Source organism: Enterococcus sp. C57 (genome assembly GCF_040887305.1).
Classification (GTDB): domain Bacteria; phylum Bacillota; class Bacilli; order Lactobacillales; family Enterococcaceae; genus Enterococcus_B; species Enterococcus_B hirae.
This window is the reverse complement of record NZ_JBFOFP010000005.1, coordinates 49,899-66,920: the sequence shown is the minus strand read 5'-3', so window position 1 is coordinate 66,920 and position 17,022 is coordinate 49,899. Positions and strand designations below refer to the sequence as shown.

The 17,022-nt window shown below is 33.9% G+C and carries 16 protein-coding genes and 1 tRNA gene; 13 read left to right on the top strand and 4 right to left on the bottom strand.

What is annotated here, in order from left to right; genetic code table 11:
• Nucleotides 1–17 precede the first annotated feature (17 nt).
• Entirely contained in the window at nt 18–683 is a 666-nt protein-coding gene (locus tag AB5M32_RS07605; RefSeq protein WP_010719430.1) for a YitT family protein, read from the bottom strand.
• A gap of 127 nt (nt 684–810) precedes the next feature.
• Here AB5M32_RS07605 and AB5M32_RS07600 point away from each other — a divergent pair, with 127 nt between their 5' ends.
• The 10 genes from AB5M32_RS07600 (at nt 811) to AB5M32_RS07555 (ending at nt 12,359) form a co-directional block, all read left to right on the top strand.
• The gene (locus AB5M32_RS07600; RefSeq protein ID WP_010719429.1) at nt 811–1,098 is read left to right on the top strand and encodes a hypothetical protein; all 288 of its coding nucleotides are present in this window, start codon (nt 811–813) and stop codon (nt 1,096–1,098) included.
• A gap of 439 nt (nt 1,099–1,537) precedes the next feature.
• Nucleotides 1,538–3,076, top strand: a complete 1,539-nt coding sequence (locus tag AB5M32_RS07595) for an ABC transporter permease/substrate-binding protein (RefSeq protein ID WP_010719428.1) — start codon at nt 1,538–1,540, stop codon at nt 3,074–3,076.
• The gene (locus tag AB5M32_RS07590) at nt 3,073–4,038 is read left to right on the top strand and encodes an ABC transporter ATP-binding protein (protein WP_368024386.1); all 966 of its coding nucleotides are present in this window, start codon (nt 3,073–3,075) and stop codon (nt 4,036–4,038) included. Before AB5M32_RS07595 ends, AB5M32_RS07590 begins: the two co-directional genes overlap by 4 nt.
• Entirely contained in the window at nt 4,025–5,347 is a 1,323-nt protein-coding gene (locus AB5M32_RS07585) for an NAD(P)/FAD-dependent oxidoreductase (protein ID WP_368024385.1), read from the top strand. The genes AB5M32_RS07590 and AB5M32_RS07585 overlap by 14 nt, the downstream gene beginning before the upstream one ends.
• Nucleotides 5,348–5,738: 391 nt before the next feature.
• A complete protein-coding gene (locus tag AB5M32_RS07580; protein ID WP_034700342.1) occupies nt 5,739–7,223 on the top strand; it encodes a helix-turn-helix domain-containing protein in 1,485 nt (494 codons plus the stop codon).
• Nucleotides 7,224–7,604: 381 nt separating this feature from the next.
• On the top strand, nt 7,605–9,077 hold the full coding sequence (locus tag AB5M32_RS07575; protein ID WP_010719424.1) for a helix-turn-helix domain-containing protein: 1,473 nt from the start codon (nt 7,605–7,607) through the stop codon (nt 9,075–9,077).
• 246 nt (nt 9,078–9,323) lie between these two features.
• Complete coding sequence (locus AB5M32_RS07570) at nt 9,324–9,662, top strand: LPXTG cell wall anchor domain-containing protein (protein WP_223603537.1); 339 nt, start codon at nt 9,324–9,326, stop codon at nt 9,660–9,662.
• Nucleotides 9,663–9,717: 55 nt separating this feature from the next.
• The gene (locus AB5M32_RS07565; protein WP_010737408.1) at nt 9,718–10,347 is read left to right on the top strand and encodes a hypothetical protein; all 630 of its coding nucleotides are present in this window, start codon (nt 9,718–9,720) and stop codon (nt 10,345–10,347) included.
• 304 nt (nt 10,348–10,651) lie between these two features.
• Nucleotides 10,652–11,158, top strand: coding sequence for a hypothetical protein (locus tag AB5M32_RS07560; protein WP_178286391.1), 507 nt, complete (start codon nt 10,652–10,654; stop codon nt 11,156–11,158).
• Nucleotides 11,159–11,447: 289 nt separating this feature from the next.
• Nucleotides 11,448–12,359, top strand: a complete 912-nt coding sequence (locus AB5M32_RS07555; RefSeq protein ID WP_306172390.1) for a plasmid recombination protein — start codon at nt 11,448–11,450, stop codon at nt 12,357–12,359.
• Nucleotides 12,360–12,466: 107 nt separating this feature from the next.
• Here the strand turns inward: AB5M32_RS07555 and AB5M32_RS07550 are convergent, their stop codons facing one another.
• The 3 genes from AB5M32_RS07550 to AB5M32_RS07540 form a co-directional block, all read right to left on the bottom strand.
• Nucleotides 12,467–13,084: a LysM peptidoglycan-binding domain-containing protein gene (locus AB5M32_RS07550; RefSeq protein WP_178286389.1), complete on the bottom strand. Its 618-nt coding sequence runs from the start codon at nt 13,082–13,084 to the stop codon at nt 12,467–12,469.
• A gap of 355 nt (nt 13,085–13,439) precedes the next feature.
• A complete protein-coding gene (locus AB5M32_RS07545; protein WP_010719419.1) occupies nt 13,440–13,649 on the bottom strand; it encodes a DUF378 domain-containing protein in 210 nt (69 codons plus the stop codon).
• Nucleotides 13,650–14,272: 623 nt separating this feature from the next.
• Nucleotides 14,273–14,355, bottom strand: a tRNA-Leu gene (locus AB5M32_RS07540).
• Nucleotides 14,356–14,423: 68 nt separating this feature from the next.
• On the opposite strand from AB5M32_RS07540, the gene AB5M32_RS07535 reads away from it, so the two are divergent.
• From AB5M32_RS07535 to AB5M32_RS07525, 3 genes are all read left to right on the top strand, one after another.
• Entirely contained in the window at nt 14,424–14,585 is a 162-nt protein-coding gene (locus AB5M32_RS07535; RefSeq protein ID WP_010719418.1) for a hypothetical protein, read from the top strand.
• Nucleotides 14,586–14,728: 143 nt separating this feature from the next.
• Nucleotides 14,729–15,946, top strand: a complete 1,218-nt coding sequence (locus AB5M32_RS07530) for a pyridoxal phosphate-dependent aminotransferase (RefSeq protein WP_010719417.1) — start codon at nt 14,729–14,731, stop codon at nt 15,944–15,946.
• A 206-nt stretch (nt 15,947–16,152) separates the two neighbouring features.
• Nucleotides 16,153–16,989, top strand: coding sequence for a helix-turn-helix transcriptional regulator (locus AB5M32_RS07525; RefSeq protein WP_178286387.1), 837 nt, complete (start codon nt 16,153–16,155; stop codon nt 16,987–16,989).
• Nucleotides 16,990–17,022: the final 33 nt, after the last annotated feature.

Below are 17,022 nucleotides of genomic sequence, written 5' to 3'. Positions count from 1 at the left end.
TCAATCATTTAAGAATGTTATTCAAATTGTTCTGCAGAATCAAGAGTATCAAAAGGTTCTTTTGAACGATTTGCAGAAAAAGGATTGAGAGAACCTTTTACTTCGAGATATTTCACTTTGTTTAACGTATAAGATAAGATGGAGCAACTGAGTAAGGTATAAACAAAATGTGTTACATCCAGATATAATAAAGAAACAACCAAGATACCAAATGTAATCAAGAATAGACTTTTACCGATCTTGATATGGAAATATTTTTCAAAGGCTTGGTAAATAATGTCTGTTCCGCCAGTGCTTCCACCAAAGCGAAAGACCAGACCACAACCGATACCAGATAATACACCAGTCATCAGGCTATTGAGTAAAAGATTGTGGACAGCAAAATGGACGTTTAGTCCTTCCCACAAATGTAAAAAGAACACTAAGGCAAAGGTTCCGACAATCGTTCGCAGAAAAGCCTGCTTACCAAAAATGAATAATGAAACCAATAGCAATGGTAAATTGATAATAAGTGATGTAATGGAAGGAGCAAAACCGAATAAATTATTAAGTAAAAGGGCAATTCCTGTTACACCACCATCTGCTAATTTAGCAGGAATATTGATCCCGGTCACAGCTAAACCATAAAGTGCAGCGCCAAAACTGATACCAACCAGATCAATTAATAGATTTATTTTTTTCATTCTCAAACCTCTTTTCTTTTGAAAATTTTCAGCAACTTCTTTATTATACTTATTAGTTAAGAATCTTCAATAGATAATTTGAAAAATTTTTTCAACATTTAAAGGATGTCCAAGGAAAGGAGTAACTATGCGAGCAGCTGATCTATTAACACTCATCACAACTTCTCCAACGAAAAGAGAATATAAAGGCATCTATTGTGATCTTCATGATAATCTGCAGGCTTTGACGAGCATTCGAAGAAAAGGTGAGACTCAATGTGTGTTTTTATTTGAACCAAATAAACCCAATCTGCCGATGAAAGAGTTGCTTGTTTTCTTGATGAAAAATCGTGAAAAAGAAATTTTGTATCAAAAAGGTCAAGAATTTTATCCATTATACGGAGTGAAAGAAAGAGCAAACCAGCTAGTCATTTGAGAAAAAATAGGAATTTCGAGAAAAATTGAACGTTTATGACTCTAAAACGATCATTTATTACTTTTTTTTATCATTGGACAAAACTTACAGTATAATAATTTATGAACAAGCCAGTAAAAATTATCTCCCCCACGAGGTTTCTGCTTTACTGGCTGTTTTTTTATATTCAAATAAATTAGACACATTTCTCGTTCAAATTCGTGAGATGTGTCTTTTTTTATATGAAAGAAATACATAGAGTTTGAAGAAATAAATTTCCTCTTTCTTTCCATTTATTGATTAAGGACTTTATTGCTAGTTTGAAGCATATTCAGAGAATTGCCGGGGAGTTGGATTTACAAATGATGAACTACGCATCTTTTTTGTTCTTTTCAGACAACTTAGTTGGGGATTTTTTCGTCTATGTTTATACTTAAATTAGAATGGAAAGGAAGATCCTATGAATAATTTTTTTCAAACGCTTGTTGAGCGAAAAGGAGAATTGATCTCCGCAACATTTCAGCACTTATCAATTTCATTAATTGCCTTATTGATTGCGATTGTTATTGCAATCCCATTAGCTATTTGGGCAGTGAACCATAAAAAAATGGCAGAAGTATTGTTGCAGATAACCAGTGTTTTACAGACGATCCCATCTTTAGCTTTATTAGGATTGTTGATCCCCTTCGTTGGAATCGGAACAGTGCCAGCGTTGATTGCATTAGTGATCTATGCGTTATTACCAATTTTTCAAAATACGTATATCGGACTTAGTGAAATTGATCCATCCATTGAAGAAGCAGCAGTTGCTTTTGGTATGTCACGCATGAGACGGTTGATCAAAGTGGAATTGCCAATCGCATTACCAGTGATTATTTCAGGTATTCGAACAGCCCTTGTCTTGATCATTGGAACAGCGACGTTAGCAGCATTGATCGGTGCCGGTGGCTTAGGAACGTTTATTTTATTAGGAATCGATCGCAATACGCCAGTTTTGACACTGATCGGTGCAATCAGTTCAGCTTTGTTAGCAATTATTTTCAGTAGTTTAATCAGACTTCTTCAACATTTGAAACCTCGATATACAGTTATCACTTTATTGCTTATCTTTTTGGGAATCGGTGGAATATCTTTGTATCAAAGCGGACTCTTTAAAGAAGATAAGGTGACAATTGCTGGGAAATTAGGTTCAGAACCAGATATTTTGATTCAAATGTATAAAGAATTAATTGAAGATAATTCAGATGTTGAAGTTGAATTAAAACCGAACTTCGGCAAAACCAGTTTTCTTTTTAGTGCATTGGAGAATCAACAGATCGATATTTATCCGGAATTTACAGGAACTGTGTTAGAAAGCTTAGTTAAAGTACCTGATGACTTAAAAAATAAAGAATTGAATGAAAAAGAAACCTATAATCAAGCGAATCGCTTATTAGGTGAACAATTTGAAATGACACTTCTTCAACCAATGGCGTATCAAAATACCTATGCTTTAGCGGTGAAGCGATCATTTGCCAAAGAAAATGGGCTAAAAACCATTTCTGATTTGGGAAAGATTGAAGATCAGATAAAAGCCGGTTTCACATTAGAATTTATTGATCGTTCGGATGGCTATAAAGGAATCCAAGAACTTTACAAACTTAATTTTCCAAGTGTACAAAGTATGGAACCAAGTTTACGCTATCAAGCCATCGATAACGGAGATGTCAATGTAGTAGATGCTTATTCGACGGATAGTGATCTAAAACAATATGACCTTGTCACCTTAGAAGATGATCAGGGATTATTTCCAGATTATCAAGGAGCTCCTTTGATGACCAAAGCCTTTGCGAAGGAACATCCAGAAATCGTTGCAGCTCTAAACAAGCTCGCTGACAAAGTAACAGAATCTCAAATGATTGAAATGAATTATCAAGTGAATGTAGAAAAACAACAACCTGCGGAAGTAGCGCATGCATTCTTGGAAAAAGAAGGACTACTGAAGGAGGGGAATAAATGAATAATCTGATAGAATTCAAGCAAGTCCAAAAGAAATTTGGCGAAAAATATGCAATTAAAGAACTAAACTTATCGATTGAACAAGGGGAAATCTTTGTTTTGGTGGGTCCCTCTGGTAGCGGGAAGACGACCTCGCTTAAAATGATCAATGGTCTATCTCAGCCGAGCGCAGGGGAGATATTCTTCAAGGGTAAATCGTTAAAAGACTATGATTTACAAAAAATGCGGTGGAAAATGGGCTATGTTTTACAACAAATTGCGTTGTTTCCAACTATGACTGTCCAACAAAATATCGAAGTTATTCCAGAAATGCTAGGATGGGAAAGAAGAAAAAGAGAAAAAATAGCTGACCAATTACTTGAGAAAGTCGGACTTGATCCTACAATCTATCGAAATAGAATGCCACAGGAATTATCCGGTGGAGAGCAACAACGGATCGGTATCGTCCGTGCTTTGGCAGCTAGCCCAGAAGTTATTTTGATGGACGAACCATTTAGTGCTTTAGATCCTTTGTCTCGAGCTTCTTTACAAGACCTTGTACTTTCCTTACATCGAGAATTAGGCACAACGATCGTCTTTGTGACGCATAATATGGATGAAGCCATAAAATTAGGAGATCGGATCGCTGTCATGAAAGAGGGCGAATTAATTCAATGTGACCAACCCGACCAGTTGTTGACTCAGCCTAAAAATGAATTTGTACGGAGCTTTTTTGATGAAACGATTCAACAAAAACAACAAACAGTAAAAGAGCTGATCGTAGCTGACGATTACAGCAAAGGACTTCATCAAGCGGATTTTCCAGATGTTTACTTAAGTACATCGCTGACTGAAGTATTCGAATTATTGATCCAACATGAAGCAGTAAATATTCGAGAAAATGAGGAAAATCTAGGGGAGATTACAAGAAAAGATATCTTCACTTATTTATCTAGAAAGGAAAGGGAAAATGAAAGAATATGATGAAGTTGTGATTGGTTCCGGCGTAGCTGGTATGAGCGTGGCTTATGGGTTAAAAAAAGCAGGGAAGAACGTCTTGATCATCGAAGAAAATCTTTGGGGTGGTACTTGTCCTAATCGAGGATGTGACCCTAAAAAAATTCTACTAAATAGTGTGGAAGCAAGAAAACGAATTGAACAGTTGTTGGGTAAAGGATTCAGCGAAGTACCAACTGTTGATTGGCAAGAACTACAAGCATTTAAGCGCAGTTTTACAGATCCAGTTTCAAAGAATCGTCAAAAAGAATTAGCAGCAGCTGACATTGATTATCTAGCTGGAACAGCACGCTTTATCAATGAAAATACGATCATGGTAGGAGAAGAAAAAATTTCAGCTGAACATTTCATTCTTGCTACTGGTCAACGACCATCGATTTTACCTATTGATGGGAATGAATTTTTACAAACAAGTACTGACTTTTTATCATTAAGTGAATTGCCTCAGGACATTATTTTTATTGGTGCAGGCTATATTGCATTTGAATTAGCGATGATCGCTCATGCTTCAGGAAGCAATGTCACGATCGTTCACCATAATCAACGACCATTAAAAGCATTTGACGAACAATTGGTCAAACAATTAGTTAAACAAATGGAAGCAGCCGGGATTCGATTTGTTTTTGATTTTGAGTCACAGCGAATTATTCAAGAAGGAACGCACTATTCCTTGCAGTCAAACGATCAAGTACTACAAGCAGATGCGATTTTTTGTGCCACTGGAAGACAGCCAAATGTTGAGCGACTAGACCTGGAAAAGGCGAAGGTAGAAACAACGAAACATGGTGTTGTTGTTAATGACTATCTTCAAACGAGTAATCCAATGATTTTTGCTTGCGGGGATATCATCTCACGGACAGAGCCAAAATTAACGCCAGTTGCTACCTTTGAAGGAAATTATGTTGCAAACTATGTATTAGGAAATACTAAAGAAAAAATTAGTTATCCTTCCATTCCTACGATCGTTTTTACTAGTCCGAAATTGGCTCAGGTCGGAGTAACAAAAAAACAACTCACTGGACAAGAAGAAGTAGTAGAAATTGATATGACCAATTGGTTTACCTATCATCGTGTGAATGAACCACTTGCTAAATCCCAAATGATCTATGACAAAGCTGGGTATTTGATTGGTGCCAGTGTCCTTAGTGAACAGGCAGATGATTTAATCAATGATTTGAATTTATTGATCAGTCAACATACAAAAAAAGAAGAATTAGAGCAGTGGATCATGGGTTATCCAACGGTAGCGAGTGATTTATCCTATTTATTGAAATAAAAAATACAGTGTATTGATTATGTAAAAAAACGATTAAATATAAAAAAATAAACGCTTAAATCTGTGGCTGAAAATGTCCTCGAATTTAGGCGTTTTTTCTATTGTAGTGAAAATGATAAAAAGATTATTTTAGTGAAAGGCTCTTTATGGAGTTCTCTAAAAGATCCGGTAGTAAATATTTTAATAATAGATATCTTGAGTGTTATTTTTATTAAAATATTACCTCGCAGAAAAGCACGAATCTTATAGGTTGATCACTACTTTTTTAATATTATTATACTTATATTTTAATGAAATGGTAGACATACTTATTTTCGTACATTAAAATTAATAATAGAGGAGAATAGAGAAAACAAAGCGTTTGTAAATTTTGAGGGATTAGGAGGGGAAAATGAAGCAATTACTAACGAAACAAAGTTTAAGACAGCTAGCACTCTTAGAGTTACTCTGGAGCAACGAATGGCTGACGATTGCAGAGATCGTCAAAAAAATAGGTGGGGTTGAAAAAACGATCCGAACAGACATCAAACAACTGAATGAAATAATTGAACCTTTAAAAATAGAGACTTCGGTAAAATATGGCGTTTTTTTAAGTAAAGACTTAGGTGTTTCAAAATCATATGTTTATTCGCTTTTTTTACAAAAAAGTGTCGAATGTCAAATGTTGGAAATGATATTCATCAATCCCATGATGAAAAGAGGGGAACTATGCGATCAACTCTTTATTTCAGAAACCCAACTCAATCGATTACATAATAAAATGAATATTTTAATGAAAAAATACGAAATAAAAATCACAAATGATTTGAAATTGATCGGTCACGAAAAAAATATCCGTAAACTTTTCTCTAGTTTGTTCTATGAAAAATACCTTTCACCCGATTTACTTTTTAAAACAGAAGAATTTCAACTGATTGATACAGTACTTGATATTTTTTATAAACAAAATAAAGAGAAGATGGTTATGGATGATCAACATCATTTTTTATTGAATAAAATGCGAATGAGATTATGGGTGGCTGCCTATCGTTGTAAATCTAGCTCATTCTTTAAACAAGAGGAAGATTATTTTAATTATTCTATGATTACTGGAGATCGAGAATTAAACAAAAGGTGGCAAGCTGTGTTTGGTATCGAACTATCAGAAGAAGTTTTGTTTAACCTGTTTGAGTATTTTCATGCTCCATTCAAATTAAATGAAAGATGCTTACAACTAGGGACTAGTCAATCGATCTTACAAACAAGACTGGAAAATCTGATTTTGGAAGTTAGCTATGAATTTAAGATTAATTGCCAGAACAAAACAGCTCTACTTCAGGCCGTTATGTGGCGGATATTTCGTACGATCGGTCCAACGCATATTTTAAATAACGTTGAAGAAGATTTTGTCTGCGAATTAATGAATGATCGACAAGATATCGTTTTAAATTTGAAAGCTAAATTCAGTGAAATTTATGACGATCTAACCGTTCATTCTCTAGATAAAAAAAATATGATTTATCAATCCATTTATACTTTAGTTTCACAATGGTCTGAATTTCGTTCGGAAATACGTAAGCCAACGATTAAAATCCACGCTGCATTGCTATTAGATGCACCAGCCGGGCATTTAAAAATGCTAAAAGAAGAAATTGAATATCATTTTAGAAATACATATGAAGTTGATATTTTATTGCCAATAGCACAAAATTCTGTGAATCAGCTAAAACACTATGATTGTGTCCTAACCAATGGCTTTAATACTGGCGATCTAGGAGATGTGAAAATTATTGGCGTCCCTAATTATTTTGGAGAAGAATTTGTCAAAAAACTACATCATTTTTTGATCAACAAAAAGGAAGAATTACACGTTTTTAGAAAGAATATACTCATCTAAAAGCAAAACAAGTTGAATATACATATTGAGAAAGAGGCTGAACGATACAGTAACAATCATAGTAGTATTTCCGAATGAACATCCAAAGAGCAGTTATCGTTACATTAACTATAAAAAAAGTGAGCGTGCTATTTAGTGAAAACGATTCTGTTTGTTGCATAGATCTACCTAGTAAAGGGACCCGAGATGAATGATTGTCTTTGGTCTCCTATTTTTTTACTTTGCATCACGAACAACTCAATGGATCGGTGGAAAAAATAAAAGATTATGAAAGATATTTTACCAAGGGCTCGGTATATTAAGGTTATTTTTAAAGATTGGGATATGCTAAAAATAAAACAAGGAGTATTTATCTGTTAGGAGAGGAGAGATGTAATAGAAATGAGAGAAATATTAGACGGGCGTTTGAGACGCCAATTGAATATTTTAGAAATCCTTTGGAATACGGAATGGATTACGACTGCGGAATTAGCTGAAAAAATTGATAGTTCAGAAAAAACCATTCGAAATGATCTATCTCAAGTCAACGAAATGATTGAGCCTCTATCAATTGAAACTTCTTTTAGAGCAGGAATCATTTTAAAGAAAGATATCACAACGCCTAAGTCATTTATCTATTCAAAAATTCTTGAAAAGAGTCTAGAATACACATTACTGGAAACGATTTTCCTAGGAAAAGTTACTTCTAAAGAAGAGCTTAGTGATTTGCTTTATATTTCAGAAACTCAGGTATCAAGGGTAATTAATCGAATCAATCAAGAAATCCGGTTTTTCGATTTTCAAATTACCAATCAAATCAAAATTATCGGAAACGAAGGGAATATCAGAGACTTCTTTTCAGTATATTTTTCTGAGAAATATCATTTGCCCGAAAAATTGATACAAAAAGAAGAAAGAAATTTGATTTCAGAGATCATTGATATATTCATCAAAGAAAATACGATTTGGGCAATTGTGAACAATGACCATCATTTATTTTTGGGAAATTTAAAATTTCAATTGTATGTCTGTTTTACACGACTGAAGCAAGGCTATCAATTAGAAGTTAACGAGATACCTTTTCATTTTACACATCTAATGAACGAAAAAAAACTAGTAGAAAAAATACATAATGTCTTTGGCATCAAAAGTGTAAAAGAAAATCTTCAGCAATTATTTTATGAATTCCATCAGCCAATTAATCCAATAGCTCGCTTTCATTCAGAAGGAGTTGAAATCGATTCGGTCTCAATAAAGAAACAGATCGGCTATGTGATTACTTTGCTGGAAGAACGTTTTGGATTACTTTGCGAGAATCGAGATAAATTGATTCATGATATTTATTGGACGACCATGAGTTCGGTGCGACCTACTTATATTTTATACAATAAAAAAACGGATTTTTTTGAAAATACGTTGAAGGTAAGTCCTGAGTTAGTTACCGCATTAAGAGATGAATTTTTTGATATTTACTTTTCTCTTGGTAATCCATTTTTATCTTACTTAGATGAAATGATCCAGCAATCCATCTTCAAATTATTAACTTCTTGGTCTGAACTATGGGTACGCGTGAGAGAAAGTAAAGCAAGTATCAATGTAGCACTTTTATTGGATAGCTCTTACGATCATATGCGGATGCTCAAAGAGGAAATTCAATTTTATTTTAGACATAATATCAAAATTGAGATACTCGATCCTACTACTCAAATACAAAAGGGCTATTTACAAAAGTTCGATTGCCTTTTAACAGATGTATATTCGCCTGACCATTTCGGTATTCCAACGATTGGGATGTCTAGTTATTTTGATGAAGATATCATTAATAAATTAGTTGATTATTACCATATAAAAGTTAATTCCAGTATGGATAGTTAGTTTGCACTATAACTATAAATTTCGGAAAAGTTTCCGCTTATCAACTGATATGGCTAAAAATTAAGTATTATTTTTAGATGTTCTAAGCTAATCATCTTTTTGTTACATAACAATTACTAATGGAAAAGGTATTTACCAATCTATCGGTAAAACTTGGTTTTCATTCTATTTTATTTTTACGGATAATATTATTGTGGAGGTTGCGTCGTTAAAGTATTGGAGGTGAAGAGCGAAATAAAAAGAGTGATGTATTACTTGATAGGTGTTTTAATGGTTAGTCTTTTCATTACAACAAACTGTCATGCACAAACCACAAATGAACAAACGATTCAAGTTGAAGCAATAATAGGAGTATGGGATGCGGACGCAGATGCCAGTACAATTGATAACGTAAGTGACGCAGGAACCAAAGAAAAAGCAACTATAACGATCACACCATCTGATTCAGGTTCTTCAAAAAAAGTGAGACTTCCACAAACTGGTGAACAATTGAGCGTTTATATGATGTTACTTGGAACAATTGTATCCCTTTTCTCAACGGTTATGTTGATTGAGCTCAATCGAGAAAAAAACTATATCATGTAATTTTATTTTTATGGAAATGTTGTGAGACGTTTTCAGCGAGGAGAGAGACAGAATAATGAAGAAGTTGACAAATGTGTTACTAGTATCATCTATTTTATTAGGTGGATTTGGAATTGGAACAATGAATGCAAGTGCAGAAACAGTTAAAGATAATGAATTAGGCTGGATTCCTGGATTAAGTGACCCTGAGGATGACAGCGCAACTATTCAAGGAAAAGATAATGCACAAATTGGAGTGGATGGCTGGATTGGTCCATGGGATCCGGTCGGACCGGAAGATGTATCTTATGTTGACATCACTGTACCTACAAAAGTACGTTATGCAAATGCGGTAACAGATGATGGCCAGCCACTTCCTAATATCTTATCACCTATTTATACCGTAACAAATAATTCTAGTGCACGTAGAGTCAAGATTGAAATATCAAAATTTGAAGAAAAAAGTCAATCGGGTGTAAGACAGGATTTATACTTTACGCCAACAAATGAAGCGGGCGTCCGTTTACAAAGTGTTGCGGGTCAATTTCTTAATAGCCCTACTTATTTAACAGAATTAGATAAATCTTCATCTAAAACGTTAAAATTCGAAGGAAAAATCGCTGAAGGATTTAAAGAAAATCAAGTGGTTAGACCAAGTTACGAAATAACGTTTAATTTCACTGCTTTAAAAGATACTGAATCATAAAAAAGCGTGATTTGTTTCATTTATATCATATATTATTGGAATCCCCAGCAGAATAAACAGGGGATTTCGCACATAGTAACAATGACATGACTGTCTTAGAATACCATTTAGCAGGATTCCAAATAGTTGGAGTTCTGCTAATCATTGAAAGTATAAACTGTTGGAACGAAAGAAACTAGTTGATAAACAAAAAAACATGTGGATTGTTTGAAAAGAAATAAAGGTAAATGCTCAACGAATGATTTTTTTATCCATCTGGTTGAGACGATTTGTTTTTGATTTTATCAGAAAGGGAGATTTTTAAATGGCACATAAAGCAAAACAAAGAAAAAAAAGCACATATATCCTGATAACCTTCTCTGTAGTACTTTTGATATTGGGGATCAGTGGATACTTCTATTTTAATCAATCTCCCCCTCAAGTCGTTACAGGATTGCCAGATTTTGATGAGAACATCACTCAGTTGAATAATGGCGAATTATTAAAAAAGATGCAGGAAGAAGTCGATAAAGACAATGTTCGGATTGTATTGAAGCATGAAGTCGAATTAAATAAAGAGGGAAAAGCCCACGTGGATGTACGTAATGTGGGTGTCAACTCCTATAATATACAAGTAGAATACTATTTAGCATCTAATCAAAAAAAATTATATGTTTCAGGATTGATTCCACCCAACAATGGGATTGAATCGGTTGCTTTCAAGAATATGCCTTCCTCGGGTACGCATGGCATAAAGATATATTATAAAGTATATGATGAAAAAGAACTAATCAATACAACAACCATTGATGGAACACTCCGTATTGATTAACGAATCATAGCTAGCATAATAAAAAATAGTTATTTAGAGGCGGGCCAAAGCTTGCTTTATTATCTTAGTTCACTCGAAAATTCACGAAGTAGGTTTTGTTTTAACTGGTTTACTTGGGATCCTTTAAAGAGGGTCCTTTTTTATTTCACTAAAAGTACATAATTACCAAGAAATAGGAATTTTTCGGTTTGTTTTTTCGGATAGAATTAACTAAACTTTAGATGAAAACGTTGTTTATTTACTTGTTTGAAAGATTCACATAGTAAGAAGAAAGTAAGGAGGCAGAACTATTAAATCAATCAAATTAGAAAAAACGGATTATCGATTTTATGAATTAGAACAAGTCCAAAGACATAATCAAAGAGAAATAGTTGAATCAAGTATTGTACAACCAGATAAAACATCTTTAAATTATGATGTTTTAAATAAGAAATTTATTGACTATAAAAAGATCATTAGAAAATATTTGACCCATTTATCTTCAACAAAATCGATTCATTCTAATTGGACAATATTAATTGAATGGCGAATCATCTTTAAAGAATCGGCATTAAAAAAATTATCAGTAAGAGAAACAAAACTATTTTTTTTACAAATTGTTCAAACCTTTCAAAAACTATACGGTCTATCGAATATCATTTATGCACATGTTCATTTTGATGAAGAGAAACCACACTTACATATTGGCCTAATACCCATGAAAGAAGGACGTCTCAATTCTGCTTATATTATGTCCAAATATAAAAACTGTGAAATAGAAACAGAATTACTCAAAAAATTAGAAGCAGTTCTTCAACAAAATAAGACATCCATCTATCGAAAAAAATCGACAAATGATCATATGAAAGAACAATTGAATGCTGAGTATCAGGAATACAAAGAACTGTATACTAAATTGCTTCACCACTCGTTGTTGCCTTCTGAGGTGGGGATGAAGAAACCAGGAAGAGAAACAGATAACTATTCAAATCATATGACAGACGAAAAGAGTAAAACAATAGACGAATTACATAAAGAAAACAATTATTTGAATTCATTAGTGAAACGATTGAAAGCAGAGAACAACTATTTATTGAACGTCATGAAAGAAACAAAAAATAATTTTGAGCAGTTAGACAAACACAACTGTTCAAAAAACACGATGAACGAACCACCATTTGCCAAACTGGAATTAGAAAATCGAAATTACCAAAAAAATTGACAGAAAGGATACTATTTCTGCCAATTTTTTTCATTTACGCTTTGCTTAGTAAAAAAAAACGAAGATCCTAAAGAGGGACCTTCGCTTTTTAAACAAGCTATTTTATATTAGTACCAACCGTTTGCTTCCCAGAAAGATTTAGCTGCTTCCCATGAGCCGTAACGAGAAGATACGTATTGTTCAGCAACTCGTTCTTGGTTTGCTGCTGAATAGTCACCATTTAAGTAAGAAGAATCTAATTGGTAACGTCCGATGTAACGACCGTTTGTTGCTGTATAAGAACCGCTAGATTCTTTTTGAGCGATCCATTCTTTCGCTGAGCTTGTGTTTGTTGTTGCTGGTGTTGCTTGTGCCACTGTTTGCGTTGCTTGAGCAACTGGTTGAGCAGGTGCTGCTTGTTGAACTGGTTCTTGCTTCACTGGTTGTTCAGCCACTGTTTTTGTTTGAGCAGGCGCTTGATAAGCTGTTTGTGTTGTTGCTGCTTGTTCGCCTGTTGGGATTGTTAATTGTTGACCTGAATAAATCAAGTTGATGTTTGAGATTGAATTTTTTTCTGCAATAGTTTGGATCAAGGAGTTATCACCAACGTATTTTTGAGAAATCGTTGATAGCGTATCACCTGATTGAACGGTATAAGCTTCGTCCGCATGTGCAGATGTTCCCATAAAGAATAGTGCGCCGGCAGTCAAAGTTGTTCCTAATAGTAATGTTTTAAGTGATTTCATGTAAAAGCTCCTTCGTAAATTTAAAAATAGTTTTGTTGTGACCAACGAGGAATACTTTACCACGGGGATATATTTCATAGGTAATAGCTTTATGACAAATCTACCTTTTTTGTAATATTTGAGGTAACATATGTAATCGAAAGCGATTTCTTTGTCGTGAAATCAAGCATAATGTCTCTGAAAAGAGTAGCTGTCTAGTTATTAAGAAAAGGTTAATCTCACGTTTTTTTGTAGAAAAAATCTCTCTTTTGTCTCGGATAACGCTTACATGAATATAAATAAAAACAGTCATGAGCATACAAACTAACGCTCATGACTGCTTTATTTATATTAGGAACAGAGGATAATTAAAAAATTATCGTTCTACTCTATTTGTAATAAGTGGAAAGAATTTCAAACAATAAATAGCACAAATTCCTACGATAATATAGATCGCTTTAGCTAGAATTGTCGTAGATCCACCTGCAATAGTAGCAACTAAATCAAATTCTAATAAACCAACCAATAACCAATTTAATCCACCAACGATCAACAATGTTAAAGCAATAATGTCTAAAGTTTTCATTTGTTATTTCTCCTCTCCATATTTGACATACTCTAATTATAAACTAATTTTTATATTAGTACTAAAATACTGCTTAAGCTTATAAAATAAGGTTATAAGCTGGTAATGTCATCTTTATTTATAAGAATACGAGTTTGATGATGAGAAAAAAATGAAATATATAAGTCAAGAAAGAGAAATGTCCAATGGAAAGCAAAAGGATTCAAGAACTGTAAACAAGCGTTACACTATTTAAAAGGATCGATTGAATAAGAGTTCAATTATGGTTCCTAATATTCATCGTTCTCATAATTCTTTTACAGTATAGGTCATAGGTTGTAAGTATAAAAAATGATCAAGATGGGCAAAATAGAAGGCATGCAGATAAAACAATACTGATTTCATTGCTTAATCGTAATAAGGAGAAATAATCAAAAAAGCTATCTTATGAAACATAAGAAGGAACTGTCCATGGTAATCATTAGCAGTAAATTAACAGGAAGAGTAAAATAGAAAGAAGAATTTATGCGTAAAATTATCAGAAGTCAGGTCGTTTAGTATAACGAACAGTAAGTTTATTAATAAGACGTGAATAAGAAAACAAAAAAACGTAGAGCACGGAATGCTCTACGACTAGTCATTGATGCAGACGATGGGATTTGAACCCACACGAGCGTACGCTCACAAGACCCTCAATCTTGCATGTCTGCCGTTCCATCACGTCTGCGTATAATAACAATAAATTAATGATAGCGAGTATTTCCGCAGATGTCAAGATGAAAAGGGAGAGAAAAAGTGGAAAAATATGATGGGGAGTTTTCTATCTTAGGAATGAGTGTTGGGCTAATTCTTGGTATTGTATTGAAAGATTTGTCTGCCGGAATTTTTTTGGGTGTTATTTGCGGAATTGCTATGGACTGGGGTGCGAATTTATTCAATGAATATCGACGGAAATGAGTTTGAAAACTAACTAAAATTTCTTATGGTTTTACTTAAAATTGTGGTAAATTTTAGAGGGATAGAGTATGATATTGAAAATAAGTAAAAAATAAAAAATCAGAAATTTCTGTTTATTTTGAAATGAGGGATTGGATAGCGTTATGAGAGAATTTGAAAAATCCAATAAACTAGAAGGCGTAAGCTACGACGTACGTGGACCTGTGTTAGAAGAAGCCGAACGTATGCAAGAAGAAGGGATCAGTATTTTAAAGTTAAATACTGGAAATCCTGCCCCCTTTGGATTTGAAGCGCCAAATGAAGTGATACGTGATTTGATTATGAATGCACGAGATTCAGAAGGCTATTCTGATTCTAAAGGCATTTTTTCAGCAAGAAAAGCGATTGAACAATATTGTCAAATCAAAAAGTTCCCCAATGTGACGATCAACGACATTTATACAGGGAATGGAGTCAGCGAACTGATCACAATGTGTATGCAAGGTCTACTTGATAATGGGGATGAGGTTTTAGTTCCGATGCCTGATTATCCATTATGGACGGCTTCAGTATCACTGGCTGGTGGAAAACCTGTTCATTATATATGTGACGAACAAGCAGAATGGTATCCTGATATTGATGACATTAAATCAAAAATAACGAGTAGAACAAAAGCAATCGTGATCATCAACCCAAATAATCCAACTGGAGCATTGTATCCAAAAGAGATTTTAGAGCAAATCGTGGAGATTGCTCGTCAAAATCAATTGATTATTTATTCTGATGAAATTTATGATCGTTTAGTCATGGATGGTTTAGAACATATTCCAATCGCTACCTTGGCACCAGATTTATTTGTCGTGACGTTGAATGGTTTATCTAAATCCCATCGTGTTGCAGGATTTCGTGTTGGCTGGATGGTGTTGAGTGGAGATAAATCACATGTTAAAGGCTATATTGAAGGATTGAACATGCTTTCTTCGATGCGTCTTTGTTCCAATGTATTGTCTCAGCAAATCATTCAGACGGCATTAGGTGGTTATCAAAGTGTGGATGAATTATTATTACCTGGTGGGCGTATTTATGAGCAACGAGAATTTATTTACAATGCCATTAATGACATTCCCGGCCTTTCTGCAGTAAAACCTAAAGCAGCGTTTTACATTTTTCCTAAGATTGATACGAAGCGTTTCAATATTTTAGATGACGAAAAGTTTGTTTTAGATTTCCTACATGAACATCATATCTTGCTGGTTCATGGTGGGGGATTTAATTGGCATCAACCGGATCATTTTAGAATCGTTTATTTACCAAAGATGGATGATCTGAAAACGACTGCTGTCAAAATGCGTGAATTTTTATCGACTTACCGACAAAAATAGCCTGTCATGGATGTTTTTACTCAAAAGAGCCGAACTCAAGTTTTGGCTCTTTTTGGTGTGAGAGATGAAATAATCACTAGCTAAATCAAAAATAAGGAAGGAAAAAAGTCGGACAAGTTTTTGATAGGACTTTTCTTGATGTTTCTTCTTCCGTAAAGTAAAATATTGGTATAATGCGAATACGCATATTTTGAAGGAGGATGCTTATGGAAACGTTGGTCACTTCCTTTGGTACAATCATAAAAGAAATTCGAAAAGAACAGAAGATGACACAAAAAATGCTTTCGCAAGATATTTGTTCACAGAGTGTTTTAAGCAGAATTGAAAATAATGAAGAGCTACCAAATGTTGTTGTAATGGCACAAATTTGCCAACGTTTAGGCGTAACGATCGATCATGTCATGCGTTTATCTCATGGGAAAATTCGAGCGGTCTTAAAGAATTTTGAATTAACAGACTTGTATTTTCAGCAACGAGATTATCGCAAGCTGGAGCAAGTGTTAAAATCGCCAGAAGTTACAGAAAATTTGTACGAAGCTGCGGATTTTCAAAAATATTATTATTACTTAGGCGTCTGTGAATTTACATTACGAAAAAATATTACTCAAGCACTTAGTTATTTAAAAGAAGCGCTCTCCTATTCTACATTAAAAGATCGAACACAAGTGACAGATGTTGAGATCCAGCTAGTCAGTTGCATTGGCAAAATCTATGGCGTAGCTGGCAAAACTGCGGAAGCTAGGTACTATTTAAGTCGTAGTATCCAACTCTTCCAAGAGACGATCCAAGATCGAACCAAAAGTGAGTTTACTCAAATTTTTTATAACTATGGAAGCTTTTTATTGCACCAAGGAGAAATTGAACTATCTTTAGAACAAGTAAATCAAGGAATACGGTGGGCGCAAGATAAAAATAGTTATTATTACCTTAATGATTTATTTATTTTAAAGAGTTTGATTTATAAAAAGAAAGGTGAAATCAATAAAGCTCTCTTTTATGAAGAATTGGCACAATCAGTTAAAAAAATAGCAAAAAGTCTCTAAATGGTGTAGACCATTCTTGACTTATCTCCAAAA